Source organism: Streptomyces sp. BA2 (assembly GCF_009769735.1).
Classification (GTDB): domain Bacteria; phylum Actinomycetota; class Actinomycetes; order Streptomycetales; family Streptomycetaceae; genus Streptomyces.
The window spans coordinates 6,982,274-7,005,578 of record NZ_WSRO01000002.1 but is presented as its reverse complement, the minus strand read 5'-3'; the positions used below and the strand labels follow the sequence as shown (position 1 = coordinate 7,005,578).

Below are 23,305 nucleotides of genomic sequence, written 5' to 3'. Positions count from 1 at the left end.
GAAGGAACGCCTCAGCCATGCGGATGGTGGGAGCGTTGCTCGCCGTCCACCGCGAGGCGGCGGGGTACACGCAGAGGTCGCTGGCCGAGCGGTTCGTCGTCGGCGAGGAGGCCATCGCTTCTATTGAGCAGGGGCGGCGGCCTCTCAAGATGGACCTGGCGATCCAGCTGGACGAACTCCTGGGGACCAACCGGACGTTGGAGACGGCCGTCGACAATATGCCGGAGGTGGATCTGGTTCCTCGGTGGGCCGAGGAGTACATGGACCTGGAGCGCGAGGCGCTCGCACTGTCCTGGTACGACAACCAGGTCCTGCCTGGGCTGCTTCAGACGCCGGACTACGCGCGGGGCGTGTTCCATAACGAGGTTCCTGCGCTCACCGAGGATGAGATCGAATTGCGTGTGGCAGCCCGGATGGAGCGTCGGGAGATCCTCAGCCGCCGGGAACCGCCGACGATCAGCTTCGTCGTCTCCGAGGTGACCCTGCTGGACCATCTCGGCGGCGATGAGGTGTACATCGAGCAGTTGCGCTGCCTGCGAGAGTCGGCTGCTCTGCCGGGTGTTGCCCTTCAGGTCATGCCGGTCGGCCGCAGCTTTCACGCGGGGCTTTCGGGGCCGTTCACCTTGATCGAGACCCCGGACCACCAGCGACTCGGCTACACCGAAGCCCAGCGAGGCAGCCAGCTCATCGCCGACCCCGATGAGGTGTCCATTCTGGAGCGCAAGTATGCGATGCTGCGGTCACAGGCCCTCAACCCCGAGGAAACGAGGGCCCTGTTGGACCGTTTGCTAGGAGAGCAATGAACACGGCATTGCAGTGGTTCAAGTCCAGCTACAGCAGCGAACAAGGCGGCCAATGCCTCGAAGTCGCCTACGCCTGGCGCAAGTCCAGCTACAGCGGCAGCGAAGGCGGCGAATGCCTAGAAATCGCCGCCCACCCCACCGCCGTACACATCCGCGACTCCAAGAACCCGGAAGACGCCCCGCAGCTCACCGTGGCGCCGGACGCCTGGAGCGCCTTCCTGGCCCTCCCCCAGGCCCCAGCCTGACCGGCACGTGCGCTACTACCTCTACGTGTCCGGCTCCAAGCTGGACATGCTGTACGAGCAGATCCCGCCCAAGCTGCTCAAGCGGCTCGCCGTCGAGGCGAAGGTCGACCTGAAGGTGCTGAGCGTCGCCGTGCAGTCGTCGCCGCGCGCGGAGGCCGGCACGTACGACCGGCTCGACATCGTCGAGAAGTATCTGGAGCGGGAGTTCGACGTCAGCTGGATGACGGAGCCGAGGCCCTGGTTCCGGGGTGATCTGGGGCTGCGGATCGCGGGGTACGGGGCGGCCGACCGGCCGACGTTCATGACGGGACGCGAGGGTGACACCGTCATCGCGCTCATCGGGTCGGCGCACCATCTGATCGGGCAGCGGACGGCTGTCGACACGATCCAGGCGGCCTACTCGAACCTGCCGTCGCTGTTTCAGCTCCTGCACGACGCTCCGGACGGCCGCCCCCAGGCGAACAGGCAGTCCCCGCTGCGCCAAGTCCTGGACTTCTCCAAGTCGTTGACGGTACCGCCGGTCTACAGCGAGTTCCTCGCGCGGCGCCTGCTGCACGGCACCGTCACCGGGGAGGACGGGCGCGAACTGGAGGTCGTCATCGGCACGCCGCTGTACGTGGCGATGGCGGACGAGGACCAGGAGCAGGGGGCCTGAGTGGAGCAGGGAGCGGCACGCGCCGACCTGGGCCGGATGCGGCTGGCCGGGGATGTCGAGGGCCTGTGCCGGGTCCTGCGGTCCGGCGAGTTCCCCATGGCACGGCAGGCTGCCGCGCTGCTCGGTGACATCGGTGGCCCGACGGCAGCCGACGCACTCCTCGACTGTCTGGAGCGGCCTGACAGCTACCCGCGCTATCTCCACCTGCGGGCCCTCGCCTCGCTGGGGAAGCTGCGTGAGCGCCGCGCGGTCCCGCTGTTGCTGCGGCTGCTGCACGACGGGCGGCTGGAGAACCACGGCCAGGAAGAAGCGGTGTTCCGGGCCCTGGCCGCCATCGGCGGGCCCGAGGTCGTCAGTGAACTGATCGGCAGGCTGGCCGAGCCGCGCCCTTCGAAGCTGGTGGTCGACGCGGTGGCCGCGCTGCGCCCGCCGGAGGCCGTGCCCGCGTTGCTGGCCGCGCTCTGGACGCTGCTGCCCGGTGACGAGGTGCACGCGGTGCGGGCGCTCGGTGCGATGCGCGATCCCCGTACGGGAGCGGCGCTGCTGTTCCTCGTGGCCTCGGAAGGAACCTCTGCCGAACTGCGCAGGGCGGCGGTCCGGGCGCTCACCGAACTCCCGGAGGAGTCCTGGCCCCCGCCGGCAGGCTGGACCCCCGAGATCATGCTGCGGCGCGCGCTGCGTGATCCGGATGCCGCGACCGCACGGCCCGCGGCGGAGCTCCTCTCCAGGACCAAGACAGGCCGGGACGAACTGCGGGGCCATCTCAGGGATGCCTCGCCGGGGCGCCGGGCGCCCTACCGAGCTCCGAGCTGTTCCGGCGTCACGGTCTGCGCCCTCATCCAGGACCGGCCCGAACTCTTCGGCGAGGCACACGACTACCGGGACGTTCCGGCGCTGGTCAAGCTCCTTGACGAGGCGAACCCGACCCTGCGCAGGGCCGCGGCCTCCGCGCTCGGCGCCGTGGGAGGCACGGCGGCGGGCGGCGCGCTCCTCGCCGCGCTCGGCGACGAACGGATCGGGGAGGCGGTCGCGCGGGCTATGACCCGCCTGCCGGAGCCACCCGTACAGGAGCTGTTCGCGCTGCTGTCCGGAGGCGGCGATGCGGCCCAACGGGGGTGTGTGGCGCGGGCGTTGGGGCTTCTGGGCTGCACGGAGGCCGCTCCTGCGCTCCTTGCCGCCCTGGACGACACCGGTACGCCGGGGCTGCGGACCGCCGCCGTCGACGCGCTCGCCGCGCTGCGCCACCGCCCGGCGGCCGAACGCCTCGCGGCCCTGGCGGGGGACGAGGAGCAGCCCGGCACGCTCCGGGCCCGCGCCGTGCGCGCACTGGGGCTGATCGGGGCGCGGGAGTCGCTGCCGGTGGTGCTGGCCGCTGTGCGGGACCCGTCGGAGCCGGTGCGGCTACAGGCGGTGCGGGCTCTGGGCGAGTTCCCCGTGACCGAGACGGCCGGGGCGGCAGAGGCGGCCGAGGCGCTCGGGGTGGTCGCCGCTTTGGACGTGAACCTCGATGTCGCACGGGCCGCCGTCGAAGCCCTGGGCCGGGTCGGCGCCCCGGCAGGACCCGTCCTCGTATCCCTGGCGCGGCCGCTCCGGGGGGACGTCGCCGATGAACTGATCGCCGCGCTCACGCACTGCCCCGGGGCCGAAGCGGTCGCGGGGCTCTGCCAGTTGACCGGGGCGATCCTGCCGGAGGACGCCCATGTGGCGGTGGCCGAGGCGCTGGGTGTGCGACGCGCGCCGGAGAGTGCCGGGCCCCTGGCGGCGCTGCTGGCCGACGACCGGCGGTACTCCAGCCGTGACGCCGCCGTGCGGGCCCTCGCCGAGCTGGGCACCGAGGAGGCCGACGAGTACGTGCTGGCCTACTGCCGCAGGACCGGCCACGACGGCGAGGCGCAGCGTGCGGCCCTCACCGTCATCGCGGACCGCCAGGAAATCGAGTACGCCCAGGCCTCCGGCCGACTACAGTCGCCGCCGTGTCCGTGACCAAGTAACTCCAGGTGCCCCACCCGCCCCGCGGGTCCGAGGCACGGAAGCGTCCTGTTCTCCCCCCGCCCCCGCCGGTCGACGGGAAGTAGCGCGGCATCGCGTGAAAGGGCCCCCTCCCCGCTCCCTGCGCGAACGCCGCCGCGTAGGCCCGGAACCGCCGTCGGGTGAGTCGCACTCGGCGTGACCGTCACGGTGCGGGCATGGCGAAGGCCGTACGCAGGAAGTAGCGCGGCGTCGCGTGGCAGTCACCGGGTGGGTGGCGCCTGGGTGGACCCGCCCAGTGCCAGCCGCAAAGGGTCCCGGGTCTGCGCTCCCTCCGCGAACGCCGTCGCGTAGGCCCGCTCGCCGAGGGTGTGGCGCACCACGCGTTCGGTCTCGATGTGGGCCTCGTGGAGCGGGCGCAGGCCCGTCAGCGCGACGCCCGTCGTGCGCAGGAGCCGGGCCGCCGCCCCTATCAGCCGGGCGGCTCGGCCGTGATCACCTGTGGCGGCGACCGCCCAGGCCAGGGCCTCCACTCCCCACACGGGCCCCCAGCGGTCACCGATGGCCCGCTGCCGGCGCAGGGAGTCACGCAACAGATCCGCCGCCCGGTGCGGGTCGCCGTGCCGGAGCTCCGCGAGTGCCATGCCCCAGAGGCTCCAGGAGTGTGCCCAGCCCGCGCCGTGGGTGTCGGCCTCGGTCACGTACTCGCGCCCGGCCGCCAAGGCGGGCTCCCGCTCACCGAAGAAGGCCATCGCCATGGCCCAGAGCATGGTCGCCATATGGGCATCGCCCACTTGGCCGTCGGCCCGGAAGCGCTCCCTGGCCCGCGCCAGGAGCTCGATGGCCCGTGCGTCGGCGTCGACGAGGAAGGCGAAGGCTCCCTCCATGTACGAGAGCACGCACAGCGATTCACCGTCCGGGGTGGCGTCACCGAGCCGCACGGCCTCCGCCAGGAACCGCTCGCCTGCCGACTGGTCCCCCTGGCACAGCGCGATCCAGGCGGCGAGTGCCAGACAGCCGACGCGCAGCGGGGCGGGCGCGTGAGGGGCGAGGTCGAGCGCGCGGGTCAGCCAGTGCCGGCCCTCCCCGAGCGAGCTGCTGAAGAACCAGTACCGGGTGCGGGTGAGGCTGGCCGCGATCGCGAGGCCGGCCGTGGCGTCGCCCTCTCCGCTGACGCAGAAGTCCAGGGCCGCCCGCAGGTTCGGTGACTCCAGGCGCAGCCGGGAGAGCCACGCGACCTCGTCAGGACCGAACCACCGCTCCGCCGCCCGCGCGGTCATGTCCGTGTAGTGAACGCAGTGGCGCCGCCGCGTCGAGGTGTCCAGGCCGAGTTCCCGGAGTCTGCACTGCCCGTACTGGCGCAGGGTCTCCAGCATTCTGTACCGGGCCCGGGGTCCGGTCGTGTCGACGGTGAGCACCGACTTGTGGGCCAGAGCGGCAAGGACGTCCACGATGTCCTCACGGGTGGTGTCCTCGCCCGGGCACACCGCCTCGGCCGCCGCGAGGTCGAAGCCGCCGGCGAACACCGACACCCCTGCCCACAGCCTCTTCTCGCGCTCGTCGCACAGGTCGTGGCTCCAGTCGACGACGCCGCGCAGGGTGCGCTGGTGCCGGGGGCCGGTGCGCGCCCCGGTGTCGGAGAGGAGCCGGAACCGGTCGTCGAGGCGCTCCAGGATCTCCTCGGCCGAGAGCGTGCCGAGACGCACGGCGGCCAGTTCGATCGCCAGGGGGATACCGTCCAGGCGACGGCACAGGCGGCCCACGGCTTCTTCGTTGTGTGCGGTGATCCGGAAGTGCGGGGCACAGGCCTCGGCGCGGTCGGCAAGCAGCCGCACGGCTTCACAGCGCGTCAGCGCCGATGGCGCGCCCCGGTCCTGGGGGACGGCCAGCGGCGGTACGGGCAGCAGGTACTCCCCCGGGACGCGCAGTCCCTGGCGGCTCGTGGCCAGGACACGCAGGCCGGGGGCCGCGGCGAGCAGCGTGCTCAGGAGGTGGCCTGCCGCCTCGGCGACGTGCTCGCAGTTGTCGAGCACCAGCAGCAACTGCCGTTCCCGCAAGTGCTCGACGAGCACCGCCGTACCGGGTCGCAGGGACTGGTCGGGGATGCCGAGCGCCTCGGCGACCGCACGGTCCAGGAGCCGCGGCTCGGTCAGCGGCGCGAGATCGGCGAGCCATGCTCCGTGCGGGAACGCCCAGGAGGCCTCGGCGGCGGCGCGCAATCCGAGGCGCGTCTTGCCGACTCCGCCAGGCCCGGTGAGCGTGACGAGCCGGGCGCTCTCAAGCAGCTTCCGCGTCTTGCGGAGCATGCTCTCCCGGCCGATGAATGTCGTCGTCTCGGCGGGCAGGTTTCCCGCGGCCCGTGGGCCGTCCGGTGACGCCGGTGCGGTCAGGGAGGGGTCAGCGGTGAGCACCCGCTGATGGAGCTGCCACAGCTCCGCTCCCGGGTCGACGCCCAACTCGTCGAGCAGCAGGGCGCTGATGGTGCGGTAGCAGTCCAGGGCCTCGCCCTGGCGGCCCGAGCGGTAGAGGGCCAGCATGCGCTGTGCCCAGAAGCGCTCCTGCAGAGGGTGGGCGGCGGTGAGTTCGCGCAGGCGTGGCAGTACGTCCGTGTGCCGTCCCAGCTGGAAGTCCGCGTCGGTACGCAACTCCAGCGCGCCGAGGCGGCGTTCGTTCAGGGCGGGGGCGATCTCAAGGCGCAGCCGCTCCGACGGCACGTCCGAGAACGGCTCTCCTCGCCACAGGGCGAGCGCCTCCCCCAGCAGGGCCGAAGCCCGCTCCGTCGACCGCGCCGCCCCCGCGGTCCGGGCCCGGGAGACCAGGGCGTCGAATCGGTGCAGGTCCAGGGCGTCTTCGGGCACGTCGATGAGATAGCCGTGCGGGCAGGTGCGGATCGGTCCGCCGGACGGACCGCTCAGGGTGCGGCGCAGCCGCAGGACGTAGTTCTGCAGGGCGTTGCGGGCGCCGTCCGGTGGTTCGTCCCACAGTCTGTCGATCAGCGTGTCGGTGGGGACGACCTTGTTCGCGTCCACCAGGAGCGATGCCAGAAGGGCTCGCTGTTTGGCTGCCCGCATCGCCACGGGCCTGCCGTCGAACAGCACTTCAAGCGGCCCCAGAAGCCTGTACTCGAACTCCGTGATCCTCACCCCCGTTACCTAGCGTCATCTTTCCAGTACGCGGGGTGAGTGTCGAGTGACTATCGAGTGACCGGCGAGAGAGGGCCGCTCGGAAACATCAGAGCAGTGGGACGGCGGTGCACATCCGGTGCACCGCGACAGAGATCCAAGAGATTCAGAGGAGACCTACGCATGAACAAGCCTCGCGGTTTTTCCGGCCTCGCCCTCAAGCTCGCCGGATTGGCGGTCGCCACCCTGCCGGTGCTCGCCGTCACGACGGGCGCGACGGCGGCGGAGCAGGCACCGGCCGGCGCCGCCGCCGCACTCAGCTGCACCACGGACACCGACGGTTACTGGGGTCACGCACACTGCACCAACAACACCGGGGTCGTGACGGCCTTCCGTGTCACGGTGGTCTGCGGGGAGTGGCCGGACACCGCCGGAGACTGGAAGACCCTGAAGCCCGGCGCCTCCGACGTGTCGAGCGCCCGCTGCTTCGGCGGCACGGGCGTCGGCAGTGTGGGCTGGGAAGAAGGGTAATAGCGGTAAGCGGTAATGACTCGACAGCGTGATGTCGCCGTGCCTAAGATCCACGGCGACATCGCGTGCCGGTCACCGGCTGGGTGAGGCATGGAGGTGTCGGGAGATGCCTTCTGGAGGCATTCCTTGTCAGTCGAGCTGAACCACACGATCATCCACGCCCGGGACAACCGGGAGTCCGCCGAGTTCTTCTCGGAGCTTCTGGGGCTCGAAATCGCCTCGGAGTGGGGCCCGTTCATCGCGGTGCAACTGAGCAACTCCGTCACCCTGGACTTCGCCGGCATCCCCGCGGACAAGATCACCCCGCAGCACTACGCCTTTCTGATCTCCGAGGCGGAGTTCGACGCGGCGTACGAGAAGATCAAGGCGCGCGGCATCGAGCACTGGGCCGATCCGCAGCAGAAGCTGCCGGGTGAGTTCAACACGAACGACGGCGGCCGGGGCGTCTACTTCCTGGATCCGGCGGGCCACGCCATGGAGATCATCACCGTGCCGTACGGCGGATTCCCGGCGTCGTAGCCGGGAGTCGTACGGCCGGTGTACGGCCTCAAGGGGCGAGGGTCTCGACGAAGCGGTAGCGCGTTCCGTCGGCACCCCCGTCCTGACCCGGCGGGCGGAGTTCCACCAGCGCCATCGGGCGCCCCACCGGCTCCCCGGTATCCGGGTCGAAGGCGATCTCGCCGCTGACGCCACGGACCCGGTAGGAGTCATTGGTCTGGCCGAGCAGGGCGAGCACTTTCGGTGCCGTCACCTGCCGGCCGCCGTAGGTGTCGACCGCCCTGCGGGCCGCGATGCCCGCCGCGTAGAGCGCGTCGTGCCCGACCATCGCCTGGCCGTTGGTGAGCGCGCCCGGTGCGCCACCGTTCACCTCCAGGAAGCGGCGCTCGAAGTCGGTGTAGGGGTTGTTCCTGGGGCCGCCGTAGATCTCCTTCGACGCCTCGGGGTGCGTATAGGCGGTGTACGAGACCTTCATGCCGCTCGCCTTCCAGCGCCGGTCGAGTTCGGCGAGCTCCTCCCCGCTGCCGCCGTGGCTGGTGTCGAAGTACACGCCCACAGCGCTCGATCCGGACAGGACGGTGACCGGGCAGCTGCGCCTGGTCTCGCCGACGGCCTCGATGAAGCTGCGCAGCTCCCGGCGGCGTCCCGCGAAGTACACGGCGTCCGGACGCTCGCCCGCGTCGCAGACCTTCTGGGCCGCGACGCGCAGGGCGTTGCCCTCGCCCGAAGCGGCGCCGGAGGTGAACGGGATGACGTGGCGGACCTTGAGGCCGGTGCGTGCCGCGGCCGCCCGGAAGCCGGTGTAGAGCGAGGCGTCGTAGATGTCGCCCGACTTGCTGTCCCGGACCACGTCCACCCGGTAGTCGTCCTTCGCGTCCTGCTGCTTCTTCAAGTGCCGTGCCGCCGCCGCGGATTGGGCCTTCGCGGGGTACGAGACCCGGAAGAATCCCGGCTTCCCGACGGAGCTCATCTCATCGGCTGCGACCGTCGCGCCGACGGTGGCCACGCCCGCCTCGCGCAGCTTCTTCACCGCCGCGAGGGTGTTCTCGTTGCTCTGTCCGATGCCCGTGACCGCGACCAGGTGCTGTTCGTCCTTCAACTCCAGGAGCTGGTCGACGACTTGGTCGGCGTACTTGTCGCCCTTCCCGGTGTTGGCAAGGAGCAGGCGCACGCGCGGGACGGTGCCGCGCTCGGAGTTGAGGGAGAGCTGGGCGATGTGCGCTCCGGTGATGGCCTGCCGGATGCCCTCCGGGCCGCGGTCCTCGGTACCGCCGGACATCGATTCGAGGTGGGCGACGGTCACGGTGTGCTCGCCGGACTCGTCGACCCGGCTGTTCGCCTCACGGAGCTTGCCGGTGATGTCGTCGAGGCCCGGGAAGGCGAAGTGGCCGTCGGTCACTCCGACACACTCGCCTCCGGCCTCCTTGGAAATGCCGTCCGCGCACTCGGTCACCTCGATGAAGACCCGATGACCCGCGTATCCGAGCGCGGCCAGCACGACAAGGGTCACCAGACCGACGAGCACCTTGTTGACCGGGGGCCGGGGAACGGTGAGCGTCGGTCGGGTCATCGCCAGGGCTCCATCTCGTACTGTTGGGCCTTGTCCAGGAGGACGGGCGGCCACGCGACGCGTGCGGCGTGGGCGGCGGCCAGGGTGTGGAAGCGTGCGTTGATCTCCCGGTAGAGGGTGGCGTGCGGATCGCCGAGGGGTTCGCGGTACGGATCGCCGACCAGGTCGGTGGTGAGAGCCGCGCGGGGCTCCGGGGCGATCCAACTGGCCGCGAGGAGCCGGGTGATGGTCCGCAGCCGGGGCCCGACGGCGTCGTCCCGCAGGTGGGTGACGAGCTGCTCGTAGTGTCCCCACTGGGAGGAGCCGACGCTGCCGTCCCCGGGCGGAGGCAGCGGGGCACGGCGCAGCCGGCACAGCTCCGTGCACCATTCCTCGGGTGACGTCTGCTCGAAGATGCCCTCCAAGTAGGCGGCGGCGGTGGGCAGATCCCCTCGGGCGAGCGCGTGGTAGGCGGCCGTGCCGGGCTCGCCGCGGCTCTCGGCTTCCGCCTGGAGCGTGGCGTGCAGCGCGTCCGGATCGGGGAGTTCGCACAGCAGGAGGCGCCGCAGGAGTGGGTGCGGGGTCTCCGGGCGCCCGTCGGCGTGCGGGTCGCCGGTGTCCACGTGCATGGAGGACATGCGGTCGCGGGAGAAGTCGTAGAACTGGGTGCGCAGATAGTCAGGGATCTCGTCCTGCACCCGGCGCGTGATCAGGGCCTGGGCGAGGTCCGGCGCGGCGGCGGCCGAGGCGAGCAGCTCGCGCAGTCCCTCCGGGGTGTCGATCGGCAGCAGCCTGTCGAGCAGCCCCCGGACCAGTTCCCCGGAGGGGTCCCAGATGCGGGCGAGCCGCTCTTCCCACGGCACCGTGGCGTCGAACCCGTAGAGCGCGGCGAGCACCCGTGCCGTGCCCGCGGGCTGCCCGCGGGTGAGTTCGTGCACCGCCCAGCTGAGCCAGCGTACGCCCGAGTCGTCGCGGGGCGGGGGTGGCGATGCGGACTTCAGGACCTCCGCGACCTGCTGCTCCACCTCGCCGCGGGTGAGGTCGCGCAGCTGCCCGACGCGCAGCCCCTCGTACGCCTGGGTCGGGGTGAAGGCGGTGGTGCCGGGCGGCCACACGCCCGGATAGGCGCCGCCGGGCTGATGCTGCCAGCCGTACTCGACGTTCTGCAGCGTTTCGGGGTAGCTGCCCGCTGTGGCAAGGACGACGAGCGGGTCGGGGGTGGCGGCGTGCCGCTTCTCCAGGAGCAGCCGCAGGACCTCGCCGCCGAGCGCGTTGTCCGCGTTGTCGAGGAGGATCAGGCAGCGGACCGCCCAGGCCCGCTTGGCGTAGCGGCGCCGCAGATCGTGCAGGAAGACCTCGCAGGCGATGCGCTCGGTGCGGGCCCGGTCCTCGTCGGCGCCGCTGTTGTAGGCGAGATTGAGCTCGATGAGGAAGTCGAGGGCCGAGCTGATGGCGGTGGAACGCCGCCGGATGCTCGCCAGCTTCCAGCGCACCCGGCCCCACAGCCAGCCCTGTTCACCGAGCGGCAGGAGTTGCAGGGCATTGCTCACCCCGGACGGCAGGCCGAGGAACGAGGCGACGATCTGGGCGACCTGGTTGACGATGTCCAGCCACCGGCGGGGCGTTCCGGCGAGCTCCTGGCCGAGCTGACGTCGGCCGGCGGCGCGGTTGGCGGGGTCGACGTCGATGCCGAGTGCGGTGCGCACCAGCGTGAAAGCGGGGAAGGAGAGGCGGGGCACGTTCTGCTTGCGGGGCTCCAGCTTGAAGGCGAGCTCACTGAGTACGTCGATGGGGTTCTTCTCGTCCCGAGCGAGATCGGCCAGGTCGAGGCGGGCCACCGGAGCGGAATCCGCCCACGCGGCCATGGCCCGCAGCAGGGTCGTCTTTCCGCTGCCGCGCGGGCCGAGCAGGAGCGTGACGGGATGGTGGGCGGCTGTGCGGGCGCCCCGGTCCGGCACGATCAGTGATTCCACATAGGCCTGGACCGACCGGTCACGATCGGACTCCCCCGCCCACTCCCTCGGCATCAGCCGGCCTCCTCCGTGCGGGCACCACACCGTTGTGGCACTCCGGACGGCGGCCAATATCCCCGCAACACACGGACGTTCACAGTGATTCGGGGAAACTTCCCCTTACAGCGAACGACTGAGGGCCGCACCCCGAACAGGGGTGCGGCCCTCAACTACTGGCTGCTGAGGCCTACTTGCGGATCAGCGAGCGCAGCACGTACTGCATGATGCCGCCGTTGCGGTAGTAGTCCGCCTCACCGGGGGTGTCGATGCGGACGACCGCGTCGAACTCCACGCCCGTGTCGGTCGTGACCTTGACCGTGCTCGGCGTACGGCCCTCGTTCAGCTCGGTCACGCCGGTGAAGGAGAAGGACTCCTCGCCGGTCAGGCCGAGGGACTCGGCGGACAGGCCCTCCGGGAACTGGAGCGGCAGGACGCCCATGCCGATGAGGTTCGAGCGGTGGATGCGCTCGTACGACTCGGCGATGACGGCCTTGACGCCGAGGAGCGCGGTGCCCTTGGCGGCCCAGTCGCGGGACGAGCCCGAGCCGTACTCCTTGCCCGCGAGGATCGCGAGCGGGGTGCCGGCCGCCTGGTAGTTCTGCGAGGCGTCGTAGATGAAGGAGACCGGGCCGTCCTCCTTCGTGAAGTCACGCGTGAAGCCGCCCTCGGTGCCCGGCGCGATCTGGTTGCGCAGGCGGATGTTGGCGAACGTGCCGCGGATCATGACCTCGTGGTTGCCTCGGCGCGAGCCGTAGGAGTTGAAGTCACGGCGCTCGACGCCGTGCTCCGTGAGGTACTTGCCGGCCGGGGTGTCGGCCTTGATCGCACCGGCCGGGGAGATGTGGTCGGTGGTGACCGAGTCGCCCAGCTTGGCCAGGACGCGGGCGCCCGTGATGTCGGAGACCGGGCTGGTCTCCATCGTCATGCCCTCGAAGTAAGGGGGCTTGCGGACGTACGTCGACTGCGGGTCCCACTCGAAGGTGTTGCCGGTCGGGATCGACAGGGCCTGCCACTGGGCGTCGCCCGCGAAGACGTCCTGGTAGGACTTGTTGAACATGTCCTCGCCGATGGAGTTGGCGACGACGTCGTTCACCTCGGCCTCGGAGGGCCAGATGTCCTTCAGGAAGACGGGGTTGCCGTCCTGGTCCGCGCCGAGCGCGTCCTTGGTGATGTCCACCTTCATCGACCCCGCGATGGCGTACGCGACGACCAGCGGCGGGGAGGCCAGGTAGTTCATCTTGACGTCGGGGTTGATGCGGCCCTCGAAGTTACGGTTGCCGGAGAGCACCGAAGTCACGGCCAGGTCGTGGTCGTTGACCGCCTTGGAGACCTCCTCGGGCAGCGGGCCCGAGTTGCCGATGCAGGTGGTGCAGCCGTAGCCGACGAGGTTGAAGCCGACCTTGTCGAGGTAGGGGGTGAGCCCCGCCTTGTCGAAGTAGTCGGTGACGACCTTCGAGCCGGGCGCCAGAGTGGTCTTGACCCACGGCTTGCGGGTCAGGCCCTTCTCGACGGCCTTCTTCGCGACGAGCGCGGCGGCGACCATCACGTACGGGTTCGAGGTGTTGGTGCAGGAGGTGATCGCGGCGACGGTAACGGCGCCGTGATCGATCTCGTACGTCGAGCCGTCGGGGGCCGTGACGGTGGTCGGACGCGTGGGAACGCCGTTCGTGGAGGCCGGGGCGTCGGAGGCCGGGAAGGACTCCTTGCCCGCCTCGTCGTCGTCCTCGACGTAGTTGCGTACGTCGAGCGCGAACTGCTGCGCGGCGTTGGCGAGGACGATGCGGTCCTGCGGACGCTTGGGACCTGCGATCGACGGGACGACCGTCGAGAGGTCCAGCTCCAGCTTCTCGGAGAAGTCGGGCTCGGCGGCCGGGTCGAGCCAGAGGCCCTGCTCCTTGGCGTACGCCTCGACGAGCGCGACCTGCTGCTCGTCGCGGCCGGTCAGGCGCAGGTACTTCAGCGTCTCTTCGTCGATCGGGAAGATCGCGGCGGTGGAGCCGAACTCCGGCGACATGTTGCCGATGGTGGCGCGGTTGGCGAGGCTCGTGGCCGCCACACCCTCGCCGTAGAACTCGACGAACTTGCCGACGACGCCGTGCTTGCGCAGCATCTCGGTGATCGTGAGCACGAGGTCGGTGGCGGTGGTGCCCGCGGGCAGCTCACCGGTCAGCTTGAAGCCGACGACGCGCGGGATGAGCATCGAGACCGGCTGGCCGAGCATCGCGGCCTCGGCCTCGATGCCGCCGACGCCCCAGCCGAGCACGCCGAGGCCGTTGACCATGGTGGTGTGCGAGTCGGTGCCGACCAGGGTGTCGGGGTAGGCCTGGCCGTTACGGACCATGACCGTACGGGCCAGCTTCTCGATGTTCACCTGGTGGACGATGCCGGTGCCCGGCGGGACGACCTTGAAGTCGTCGAAGGCGGTCTGGCCCCAGCGCAGGAACTGGTAGCGCTCCTTGTTGCGGCCGTACTCCAGCTCGACGTTCTGGCCGAAGGCCTCCGCCGTGCCGAACTTGTCGGCGATGACGGAGTGGTCGATGACCAGCTCGGCCGGGGAGAGCGGGTTGACCTTGTCCGCGTCGCCGCCGAGCTCCTTGACGGCCTCACGCATGGTGGCGAGGTCGACGACACAGGGCACACCGGTGAAGTCCTGCATGATCACGCGGGCCGGCGTGAACTGGATCTCCTGCGAGGGCTGGGCCTGGGAGTCCCAGCCGCCGATCGCGCGGATGTGGTCGGCGGTGATGTTCGCGCCGTCCTCGGTACGGAGCAGGTTCTCAAGGAGGACCTTCAGGCTGTAGGGCAGCCGCGCGGAGCCCTCTACCTTGTCCAGCTTGAAGATCTCGTACGACTCGTCGCCCACGCGCAGCGTGCTGCGGGCGTCGAAGCTGTTCGCCGACACGACAGTCTCCTTCATATATGTGCGCGTTTCCGTCACATCCTGCCGCCACGACTCCTCGTCGATCCGCTAAGGTAAGGCTTAGTTAGGTAACCCTTACCGGGGGGCGGCTTCTGGTGCGCCTCGGCAGATATCTCGATGTCGAGATAACTCTAGTACATGCCCCGGCGTGACGACGAAGTGCGCCCGCTCACAGTCCGGCATGCCCTCCTTCGGGCGTGCCGGGCACGTCGTCGAGCACGGCCACATCGAGCGCCCGCAGCCGCGCGGGATCGGCGACGACCTCGTACGCGGCCACGCGCCCGTCCTCGACCCTGATGACCAGAGCGAGGAGCAGCCTGCCCAGTGGCGCCACGACAAGGCCCACCGCGCCGTCGACGAGCGCGGCCTCCGCGAAGCGGGCGTTGCGCTTGAGCAGGACCGTCTCGTCCGCCACGGCCCGTGCCCCGCGCATCACCGCGGCGCGGCCCGCCGGCAGCGCGGAGAGGTCGGCCGTGCGGACGACGTCGGGGGCGAGGACCGTGAGCAGCGCCTCCAGATCGCCGGTGCGGGCGGCCGCGAGAAAGGTCTCCACGACACGCCGGTGCTCCGCGAGCACCGGGGCGGCGAGGACCTCGGGCGGAGCCTGCACCTTGTGGCGCGCGCGGCTCGCGAGCTTCTTCGTGGCCACCGGGGTGCGCTCCACTACGGGCGCGATCTGGTCGAACGGCACGGCGAACAGATCGTGCAGCACGAAGGCCACCCGCTCGGCGGGCCCCAGCGTGTCGAGGACCACGAGCAGCGCGCGGCCCACCGAGTCGGCCAGGAGCACTTCCTCCTCCGGGTCCCCGCCGTCGCCGGGTTCCGGGATCCGGTCGGGCAGATGCTCGCCCGCCGGTTGCTCGTGGCGCGTCGCGGCCGACCGCAGCATGTCCAGGCAGAGGCGGGAGACGACCGTGCGGAGCCAGCCGGTGAGGTTCTCGATCTCGTCGGCGTCGGCGTCGGCATCGGTGCGGCTCAGGCGCAGCCAGGCCTCCTGCACGACGTCGTCGGCGTCGCTGAGCGAGCCGAGCATGCGGTAGGCGACACCGCGCAGATGGCCCCGGTGTGCCTCGAAGCGTTCCGCGAGGATCTCCTGCCCGTCCATCGGGTCCATCGGGTCCATCGGTCACCTTTCCCGGTCGTACGTCGTCACCTTCGTGTCCCCGGCGCCAAAGCCGCCGTGACAGTAACGCCACGAAGGAGAACCGCCATGACCGCCACCCTGCCCACCACCCTCGGCCAGCCGCTCCTGCACCCCGTGGACCTGGGCGAACTGCGCCTGCCCAACCGCGTGGTGATGGCCCCGCTCACCCGGGCCCGCGCCGACAACCCCGGCCTCGTCCCCACCGAACTGCACGCCGCCTACTACGGGCAGCGGGCCTGCGCCGGGCTCATCATCACCGAGGGGACCTGGGTCAGCGAACGGGCCGTCGGGTTCGTCAACGTCCCCGGTGTCTACAGCGAGGCCCAGGTCGCGGGATGGCGCCGGGTCACCGACGTCGTCCACGCGCTCGGCGGCCGCATCGTGCAGCAGCTCTGGCACACCGGAGCCGCCTCGCACCCCGACCACCTGGGCGGCGAGCTGCCCGCGGGGCCCTCGGCGATCGACCCCCGCGCCTGGACCTTCACGCCCGGCGGGTTCAAGGAGACGCTCACGCCGCGTGCGATGACCGCGGGCGACATCGCGGCCGTCATCGCCGATTTCCGCGCGGCGGCGGCCAACGCGCGGCGTGCCGGGTTCGACGGGGTCGAGATCGGCGCCCTCGGCGCGTTCCTCTTCGCCCAGTTCCTCAACCCCCGTCTCAACCACCGCGCCGACGCCTACGGCGGTGACCGCGCCGGACGACGGCGCCTGCTGCTCGACGTCGTCGACGCGGTCACCGCCGAGTGGGACGGACGGCGGGTGGGCGTACGGCTCTCCCCGTACATGGAAGCTACCGAGCGCTTCGTCGTCGACGAGGAGCTGCTCGCCGACCACGACGAACTGGTGACGGCGCTGAACGACCGCCCCCTGGCCTACCTCCACCTGCGCGGCCCTGACCTCGCGGGGCCCGGCGAGGCCCCCGGCTTCGAGGCGTTCGCGCGCTACCGGAAGCGGTTCGAAGGACCGCTGATCGCGAACAACGGCTTCGGCAGGGAATCCGCGAACGCCCTTGTGGCCGCGGGAGGCGCCGACGCCGTGTCCTTCGCCACGCACTTCATCGCCAACCCCGACCTGGTCGGCCGGTTCGCCCTCGGCCGGGAACTGGCGGCCGGTGACCCCGCCACGTACTACCAGGGCGGCGCGGAGGGGTACGTCGACTATCCGGCCGCGGGCTGAGCGCGCGAGGAGGCGCGTACGAGGAGGGCGGCCGGTACGACGACCGGGCCCGGCGCCGCCGCGCCGCCGCCCTCGATCAGGTCGACGAGGAGACCGACGGCGGCGCGTGCCGTCCGCTCCGGGTCGAGGGTCACCGTGGTCACGGGCGGCCGCGTCGCCGCGTACGCGGGATCCTCGCTCGCGCACACCACACGCAGATCCTCCGGGACCCGCAGACCGAGCCGGGCCGCGGCGGCCAGGAGCTGGCGGCCGCCCGGGTCGTACGCCGCGTAGACGGCGTCGGCGCGTCCTGGACCCCGCAACAACGCGTCGAACGACCGCCCTTGAGCGTCCGCCACGTCGAAGGGCACCACCAGCGGATCGGCGCCGCGCTCCGCGCACCACGCGGCGTACGCCTCCGTCACGGCGCGCGCGTAGTGCTCGTCGCCGTCGCCGGACTGCAGGGCGACGCGGCGGGCGCCGGAGGCGGCGAGGTGGTCGAGGACCTCGCGGGTGGCCGCATCGTGGTCGTTGTCGACCCAGTGGTCGCCGGGGCGCGGGTCGCCGGGCACGCCGTCGAAGACGAGCGGGATGCCGCGGGCGCGCAGCGCGTGGACCATCGGGTCGCCGCGCGGGCTGTCCATGATCAGCATGCCGTCGACGGCGAGGCTGTGCCACGCGTCGTCCGCGGCGCGGTCGGCGGGCAGCGTGGTGAGGGCGTAGCCGCGGGTGTGCGCGACGGCGGTGGCGGCGGTGATCGCTCGGGAGAAGTAGGCGACCTCGGTGTAGCTCCAGGCTCTGGGGTACGTGGTGACGGCGATGCCTATGGTTCTTGTTCCGGCAGCCGCGCCGTACCCCAGGGCGGTGGCGGTTTCCCGTACCCGGCGACGCGTCGATTCGCCCACGCGGCCTGTGCCGTTCAGGGCGTGCGAGACCGTCGCGGTCGACACCTCCGCTGCGCGGGCTATGTCGGCGAGGGTTGGCCTTGGCACGGGACTCATCGTACGGATGCGGATTCCGTCGAAGCGGGTGGCTTCTGGTTAACGCCTTACTCGGCCAGCGTTCGTGCCGCCGCTGCGCGGCGGATCTTTCCCGCCCTCCCCCAAGCTCTTAAGGAGCAGGGGGGACCCCCATCCCGATTACCCCGCGGCACATCGTCAGTGTCCGGGGTCGGCCGCACCCTGGAGCGCCCATGCCCTCTCCGCACCCCTCCCCCCTCTCCCGCCGTGGCCTCATCGCCTCCGCCGGTGCCGCCGGGCTGCTCGCAGCCGTGGGTGCGCCCGGCGCGACCGCTGTGCCCGCCGCACGGCGCCGGTCCGCCTCCCTCGTCGTGCACAACGCCCGTGTCTTCACCGGCACTCGTAAGCACGACCACGCGCGGGCCGTCGCCGTCGGGCGGGGCGGGAAGATCCTTGCCGTCGGGAGCGACTCCTCGCTGAAGCGGTTCATCGGGCGCGACACCGACGTCGTGGACGCGCGGGGCGGCACCCTCATGAGCGGGATTCACGACGGGCACGCCCACCCGATGGGCGCCGCCGACCGTTCACTGAAGCCGTCGCTCGCGCATGCCGAGCAGACCGTCGAGGAGCTGCAGAAGACACTCACCGGGTTCCTGAAGGACTCCAACGACGAGGAGCCCGACGGGTGGCTCGTGGTGGAGGACTGGAATCCGGTGGGACTCCTGCCGCACGGGACGGCGCCGCACCACTCGATGCTCGATGCCCTGCCGACCCGGCGGCCCGTCGCCCTGGTCGGCGGCGACGGGCACAACATCTGGGTCAACCAGCGCGCCCTCGACATCGCGGGCATCACCGCGTCCACCCCGGACCCGGCCGGCGGAAAGATCGTCAAAGACGCCGACGGCAAGCCCAGCGGTGTACTCAAGGACGACGCACAGCCCCTGGTGACCCGGCACATCCCCGCGCCGGATCGCGAGCAGCTCGTCGCCGCCGCAGCGAAGACCTTCGCCGAGGCCGCCGCGTCCGGGATCACCACCTTCATGGAAGCGATCGTCGGCAGGAGCGAGCTGAGCGTCTATCAGGCGCTCGCCGAACGCGGCGCTCTGCCTCAGCGCATCGTGCCCGCGCTGCGGATCGACTCGGATCTGGCGAAGGACCCGGCGGCGGCCCTCGCCTACGCGCGCGGGCTGCGTGCCGACTTCGGCGGCGTACGAGGACTCCGCTTCGGCACCGTCAAGGTCTTCCTCGACGGAGTCATCGAGTACCCGGCGCAGACCGCCGCGCTCCTGAAGCCTTATCTCGACAAGGACGGCAGGCCCACCGACCACCGCGGCGACCTGTACGTGTCGGCGGCGGACTACGGCCGGCTGACCGCCGCCTTCAACAAGGCCGGCTGGCAGATGCACGCGCACGCCATCGGCGACCGCGCCGTCCGCACCTCCCTCGACGGGTACGCGTACGCCCTGCGTGCGACGGGAGCGCGCGGCCTGCGCAACACGACCGCCCATCTCCAACTCGTCGACCCCGCCGACCTGCCCCGCTTCGCCCGGCTCGGCGTCATCCCCTGCATGCAGCTCCAGTGGGCCACCCGCAACACCTGGACGATGGACGCCCTGCTGCCCTACATCGGTGCGGGGCGCCACCGTTGGCAGTACCCGGCGCGCAGTCTGGAGCGGCACGGGGCGCGGCTCGCAGGTGGCTCGGACTGGCCTGTCGATCCGCTCCAGGTGTGGAATCAGGTGCGTACCGCCGTCGACCGGTTCGGGTTCGAGGGCGAGGGCGATCTGTACCGCGACGAGGAAGGTCTCAGCCGCTCGTCCGCCCTGCTCATGCACACCCTCGGGACGGCACGTCAACTCCGTATGGACCATCTCACCGGGACCGTCGAAACGGGAAAGTCGGCCGATCTGGTGCTGCTCGACCGCGATGTGACGCGGTGTCCGGTGGCTGATATCAGCTCCTCCGAAGTGCGTCTGACGTTGAGCGGAGGCACAGTGGTGCATGACGCCGACTCGTCGGCCGGACGCGCGGCCGCCGCCCGGGTGACGCGCGCGGCGGCCGGGCCGCGGCCCACGGCGCAGGCCGCGGTGCACGGTGGGCGGCACGCCTCGTGCGGATGCGGCTGACCGGGTACGGGCACATGGCGTACGGAAACGACGTACAGGAACGATGTACGGGAACTTCCGTACCGAATCGGTCATTTCCCGTATGGCCTACCCCAGCGCATGCGTCATCTCATATCTGAGATAACCTGCGGAACATGGCAGACGATTACCTCGTACGTATCGGCAAGCTCATCCGCGACGCCCGTCAGCACAGGGGCTGGACGCAGTCGCAGCTTGCCGAGGCGCTCAGCACAAGTCAGAGCGCCGTGAACCGCATCGAGCGCGGCAACCAGAACATCAGCCTTGAGATGATCGCCCGTATTGGCGAGGCTCTCGACAGTGAAATCGTCTCGCTCGGGTACGCGGGACCCATGCATCTGCGAGTGGTCGGCAACCGCCGGCTCTCCGGCTCCATCGACGTCAAGACGAGCAAGAACGCCTGCGTGGCGCTGCTCTGCGCCTCCCTCCTCAACAAGGGACGCACGGTGCTGCGCCGCGTGGCGCGCATCGAGGAGGTCTACCGCCTCCTCGAAGTGCTCGGCTCGATCGGCGTCCGCACCCGTTGGATCAACGACGGGGTCGACCTGGAGATCGTGCCGCCGGCCAAGCTCGACATGGAGGCGATCGACGCGGAGGCCGCGATCCGGACCCGCTCGATCATCATGTTCCTGGGGCCGCTGCTTCACCGCATGGACCGCTTCAAGCTGCCGTACGCGGGCGGTTGCGACCTCGGCACCCGCACGATCGAGCCGCACATGATCGCGCTGCGCCGCTTCGGGCTCGACATCGCCGCGACCGAGGGGCTCTACCACGCGGAGGTCGCGCGTGACGTCGTCCCCGACCGCCCCATCGTGCTGACCGAGCGCGGCGACACCGTGACCGAGAACGCCCTGCTCGCCGCGGCGCGCAGCGACTGCACGACCGTCATCCGCAACGCCTCGTCGAACTACATGGTCCAGGACCTGTGCTTCTTCCTGGAGGCGCTCGGCGTCAAGGTCGAGGGCATCGGCACGACAACCCTCACGGTGCACGGCGTCCCGAACATCGACGTCGACGTGGACTACTCGCCCTCCGAGGACCCGGTCGAGGCGATGAGCCTGCTCGCCGCGGCGGTCGTCACGGAGTCCGAACTGACCGTGAACCGCGTCCCGATCGAGTTCCTGGAGATCGAGCTCGCGGTCCTGGAGGAGATGGGGCTCGATCACGACCGCACGGCGGAGTACTTCGCCGACAACGGCCGTACGCGCCTGATCGACCTCACCGTCCGGCCCTCCAAGCTGGAGGCGCCGATCGACAAGATCCACCCGATGCCGTTCCCCGGCCTCAACATCGACAACGTCCCCTTCTTCGCGGCCATCGCGGCGGCGGCGCAGGGCAAGACGCTGATCCACGACTGGGTCTACGACAACCGCGCGATCTATCTGACCGACCTGAACCGCCTCGGCGGGCGCCTCCAACTCCTCGACCCGCACCGCGTGTTGGTGGAGGGGCCGACCCGCTGGCGCGCCGCCGAGATGATGTGCCCGCCGGCGCTGCGGCCCGCCGTGGTCGTGCTGCTCGCGATGATGGCCGCCGAGGGCACGTCCGTCCTGCGCAACGTGTACGTGATCAACCGTGGCTACGAGGAGCTGGCCGAGCGGCTCAACTCCGTGGGCGCGCAGATCGAGACGTTCCGGGACATCTAGAGCGAGTCCGGCTGCCCGGCTGTCCCGCTACGACTGGGCAACGATCACCGGTCGCCCCTGGAGGTGGGCGAGGGCGCGGTGTTGGGGTGGGCGCATGGCAGATCGCACCCCCGTCCCCGGCACGCGCGCCCTCGTCGTGTTCTGTGCCTCGCTGACCCTGCTCGCGGCGGGTTGCGGTGAGCGGGCCGACCGCGGGAAGCCGTCGCCGTCCACGTCCAAGGGCGGCGGCAACCCCGTGTCGACCCCGGCCGCTTCCCGTCCCGTGCCCTCGGACGGCAAGGGATCCAAGGACCCGGACGACATCAACGGCGACGGACACCGCGATCTGCTCGTCCCGCTGGCCTCCCGCAGCCAGGCCGAAGACGGTCGCACCGGCGTCGTCTTCGGCTCCGCGAAGGGGCTCGACCCGTCGACGCACGCCGTGTACGACTACGCCGCGGGCACCGTCACCACCGCCGACCTGGACGGCGACGGCTATCCCGACTTCGTCACCATGACCACCGAGAAGGTGCCGGAGGAGGAGTCCCGGTCCGGCTGGTACGAGGAGCGGCAGCGGCCGATCGTGGACTGGGGTGGCCCGAGCGGTCCGAAGACCGACGCGGAGGCGACCCGGATCCGGATACCGGCAGGCGGTCCGGGCGTGGATCTGACCGCCCCCGAGCGGGGCGACTTCGACGGGGACGGGCACCACGACATCGCGGCGCTCCGGCAGGACGGATCCGTGGTCCTCCTGTACGGCCCGTTCACCCGCTCCGGTGCCGCGGCCCGCACCGACACCCGGCCCGGCAGGGGCAGCCGGCTCGCCGCGGACGACATCGATCCGTCGGGCGAGCCGCACGCGACCGGTCTCCTCGTCCATGAGGGCGACGACGGCGAGCAGACGGGCGCGGTCCTCTACCCTGCGCGCGACGGCAGCGGCCTCTCCCGCACCTCCATCAAGCTGCGCGAGGGCAACGCGGTGGCGTTCGGCGACTACGACGGTGACGGCATCGGCCATGTGGCCATCGGCGACAACGGCAGCCGCAACAACGAGCCGGACGCGAGCGTGGAGGGGCCAAAGGTGGTGGCCTCGCTCGCGGTCTACCCCGGCAAGGGCGGTGAGCCGATCACGTACAAGATCCCGAAGAGCCGCGGGAACTCCTACTACGGCCCCGGCGATTACACATCCGCGGACCCGGACGGCGACGGCAAGGACGGCATCCTCGTCGCCACGGACGACGGCGCGCTGCTGATCGACGGCGAGAAGCGGACGAAGATTCTCCGAGGGCGGCAGGCGCGTCCGTACGCCGCCGCCGATTTCGACGCCGACGGCAAGGAGGAGCTGATCCTGGGCTGGAGCCGGGACGGGCAGGACCCCACGCACTGGTGGATCACGGACGGCACGTCGCGGCGGGACAAGACGGCGTTCGCCACGACGAGATTCGCGGGGCGCGACTGAGTCAGTCGAGCACCGCCACCCCGTCCAGCTCCACCAGGCACTGCTCGTCCCACAGGCGGACCGCGCCGATCACGGCCATGGCGGGGTAGTCACGGCCGGCCAACTTCCGCCAAATGCGCCCGAGTTGCGGGGCCTGCTCGCGGTAGTCGGCGACGTCCGTGGCGTAGACGGTGACGCGGGCGAGGTCGGCGGGGGTGCCTCCTGCGTGGCGCAGGGCCGTGAGGAGGTTGGTCAGCGCCTGCTCGAACTGCTCGGGGAGGCTGGTGCCGGTGACTTTGCCTTCGGCGTCGAGCGCGGTCTGGCCCGCGAGGAAGACGAGGCGGCTGCCGGTCGCGGTGACGGCGTGGGAGAAGCCGGTGGGTGGGGAGAGGTCGACGGGGTTGAGGCGGTTGAGGGGCATGGGGGTTCTCCTTCGTGTGCGGGTTCGTTGCGCCTGCGGCGGGCTTTTCCCCAACCCCGCCCCTTCCCGAAAACTCGCTGCGCGAGGGCCTCCTCAAACGCCGGAGGGGCTGAAAG

General features: G+C 71.0%; 17 protein-coding genes. 10 read left to right on the top strand and 7 right to left on the bottom strand.

Annotation, left to right across the window (positions count from 1 at the left end; translation table 11 throughout):
- Positions 1–17 precede the first annotated feature (17 nt).
- Genes E5671_RS34295 through E5671_RS34280 form a run of 4 tightly spaced genes read left to right on the top strand, consistent with a single transcriptional unit; the run spans position 18 to position 3,686 of the window.
- Positions 18–803 (top strand): helix-turn-helix domain-containing protein, encoded by a 786-nt coding sequence (locus E5671_RS34295; protein ID WP_237330289.1) that lies wholly within the window; start codon positions 18–20, stop codon positions 801–803.
- Positions 800–1,048, top strand: a complete 249-nt coding sequence (locus E5671_RS34290; RefSeq protein WP_160507734.1) for a DUF397 domain-containing protein — start codon at positions 800–802, stop codon at positions 1,046–1,048. The genes E5671_RS34295 and E5671_RS34290 overlap by 4 nt, the downstream gene beginning before the upstream one ends.
- A gap of 7 nt (positions 1,049–1,055) precedes the next feature.
- The gene (locus E5671_RS34285; protein ID WP_160507733.1) at positions 1,056–1,703 is read left to right on the top strand and encodes a DUF7019 family protein; all 648 of its coding nucleotides are present in this window, start codon (positions 1,056–1,058) and stop codon (positions 1,701–1,703) included.
- Positions 1,704–3,686 (top strand): HEAT repeat domain-containing protein, encoded by a 1,983-nt coding sequence (locus tag E5671_RS34280; RefSeq protein WP_160507732.1) that lies wholly within the window; start codon positions 1,704–1,706, stop codon positions 3,684–3,686. It begins immediately after the preceding gene.
- 248 nt (positions 3,687–3,934) lie between these two features.
- Here E5671_RS34280 and E5671_RS34275 read toward each other — a convergent pair whose 3' ends face one another.
- The gene (locus tag E5671_RS34275) at positions 3,935–6,814 is read right to left on the bottom strand and encodes a BTAD domain-containing putative transcriptional regulator (protein WP_202121372.1); all 2,880 of its coding nucleotides are present in this window, start codon (positions 6,812–6,814) and stop codon (positions 3,935–3,937) included.
- 162 nt (positions 6,815–6,976) lie between these two features.
- On the opposite strand from E5671_RS34275, the gene E5671_RS34270 reads away from it, so the two are divergent.
- Positions 6,977–7,324 (top strand): hypothetical protein, encoded by a 348-nt coding sequence (locus E5671_RS34270; RefSeq protein WP_160507731.1) that lies wholly within the window; start codon positions 6,977–6,979, stop codon positions 7,322–7,324.
- Between the two features lie 126 nt (positions 7,325–7,450).
- On the top strand, positions 7,451–7,843 hold the full coding sequence (locus tag E5671_RS34265) for a VOC family protein (RefSeq protein WP_160507730.1): 393 nt from the start codon (positions 7,451–7,453) through the stop codon (positions 7,841–7,843).
- Between the two features lie 28 nt (positions 7,844–7,871).
- Here E5671_RS34265 and E5671_RS34260 read toward each other — a convergent pair whose 3' ends face one another.
- The 4 genes from E5671_RS34260 to E5671_RS34245 all read right to left on the bottom strand — a co-directional run bounded on the left by E5671_RS34260 (position 7,872) and on the right by E5671_RS34245 (position 15,408).
- Complete coding sequence (locus E5671_RS34260; RefSeq protein WP_160507729.1) at positions 7,872–9,392, bottom strand: ABC transporter substrate-binding protein; 1,521 nt, start codon at positions 9,390–9,392, stop codon at positions 7,872–7,874.
- Positions 9,389–11,398, bottom strand: coding sequence for an ATP-binding protein (locus E5671_RS34255; protein ID WP_160507728.1), 2,010 nt, complete (start codon positions 11,396–11,398; stop codon positions 9,389–9,391). The genes E5671_RS34260 and E5671_RS34255 overlap by 4 nt, the downstream gene beginning before the upstream one ends.
- A gap of 172 nt (positions 11,399–11,570) precedes the next feature.
- Positions 11,571–14,285, bottom strand: a complete 2,715-nt coding sequence (gene acnA, locus E5671_RS34250) for an aconitate hydratase AcnA (protein ID WP_160507727.1) — start codon at positions 14,283–14,285, stop codon at positions 11,571–11,573.
- Positions 14,286–14,472: 187 nt separating this feature from the next.
- On the bottom strand, positions 14,473–15,408 hold the full coding sequence (locus E5671_RS34245; RefSeq protein ID WP_160510580.1) for a sigma-70 family RNA polymerase sigma factor: 936 nt from the start codon (positions 15,406–15,408) through the stop codon (positions 14,473–14,475).
- Positions 15,409–15,513: 105 nt separating this feature from the next.
- Here E5671_RS34245 and E5671_RS34240 point away from each other — a divergent pair, with 105 nt between their 5' ends.
- A complete protein-coding gene (locus E5671_RS34240; RefSeq protein WP_160507726.1) occupies positions 15,514–16,623 on the top strand; it encodes an alkene reductase in 1,110 nt (369 codons plus the stop codon).
- Here the strand turns inward: E5671_RS34240 and E5671_RS34235 are convergent.
- Positions 16,605–17,603 (bottom strand): LacI family DNA-binding transcriptional regulator, encoded by a 999-nt coding sequence (locus E5671_RS34235; RefSeq protein ID WP_160507725.1) that lies wholly within the window; start codon positions 17,601–17,603, stop codon positions 16,605–16,607. The two genes, E5671_RS34240 and E5671_RS34235, sit on opposite strands and share 19 nt — an antisense overlap.
- A gap of 191 nt (positions 17,604–17,794) precedes the next feature.
- On the opposite strand from E5671_RS34235, the gene E5671_RS34230 reads away from it, so the two are divergent.
- From E5671_RS34230 to E5671_RS34220, 3 genes are all read left to right on the top strand, one after another.
- The gene (locus tag E5671_RS34230) at positions 17,795–19,687 is read left to right on the top strand and encodes an amidohydrolase (protein WP_160507724.1); all 1,893 of its coding nucleotides are present in this window, start codon (positions 17,795–17,797) and stop codon (positions 19,685–19,687) included.
- A 134-nt stretch (positions 19,688–19,821) separates the two neighbouring features.
- On the top strand, positions 19,822–21,351 hold the full coding sequence (locus E5671_RS34225) for a helix-turn-helix domain-containing protein (RefSeq protein WP_160507723.1): 1,530 nt from the start codon (positions 19,822–19,824) through the stop codon (positions 21,349–21,351).
- A 94-nt stretch (positions 21,352–21,445) separates the two neighbouring features.
- Positions 21,446–22,789 carry an FG-GAP repeat domain-containing protein gene (locus E5671_RS34220; protein WP_160507722.1) on the top strand — a complete coding sequence of 448 codons (1,344 nt, stop codon included), beginning with the start codon at positions 21,446–21,448 and terminating at the stop codon, positions 22,787–22,789.
- A 1-nt stretch (position 22,790) separates the two neighbouring features.
- On the opposite strand, the gene E5671_RS34215 is transcribed toward E5671_RS34220, so the two are convergent.
- A complete protein-coding gene (locus E5671_RS34215; protein WP_160507721.1) occupies positions 22,791–23,189 on the bottom strand; it encodes a RidA family protein in 399 nt (132 codons plus the stop codon).
- Between the last annotated feature and the right edge of the window lie 116 nt (positions 23,190–23,305).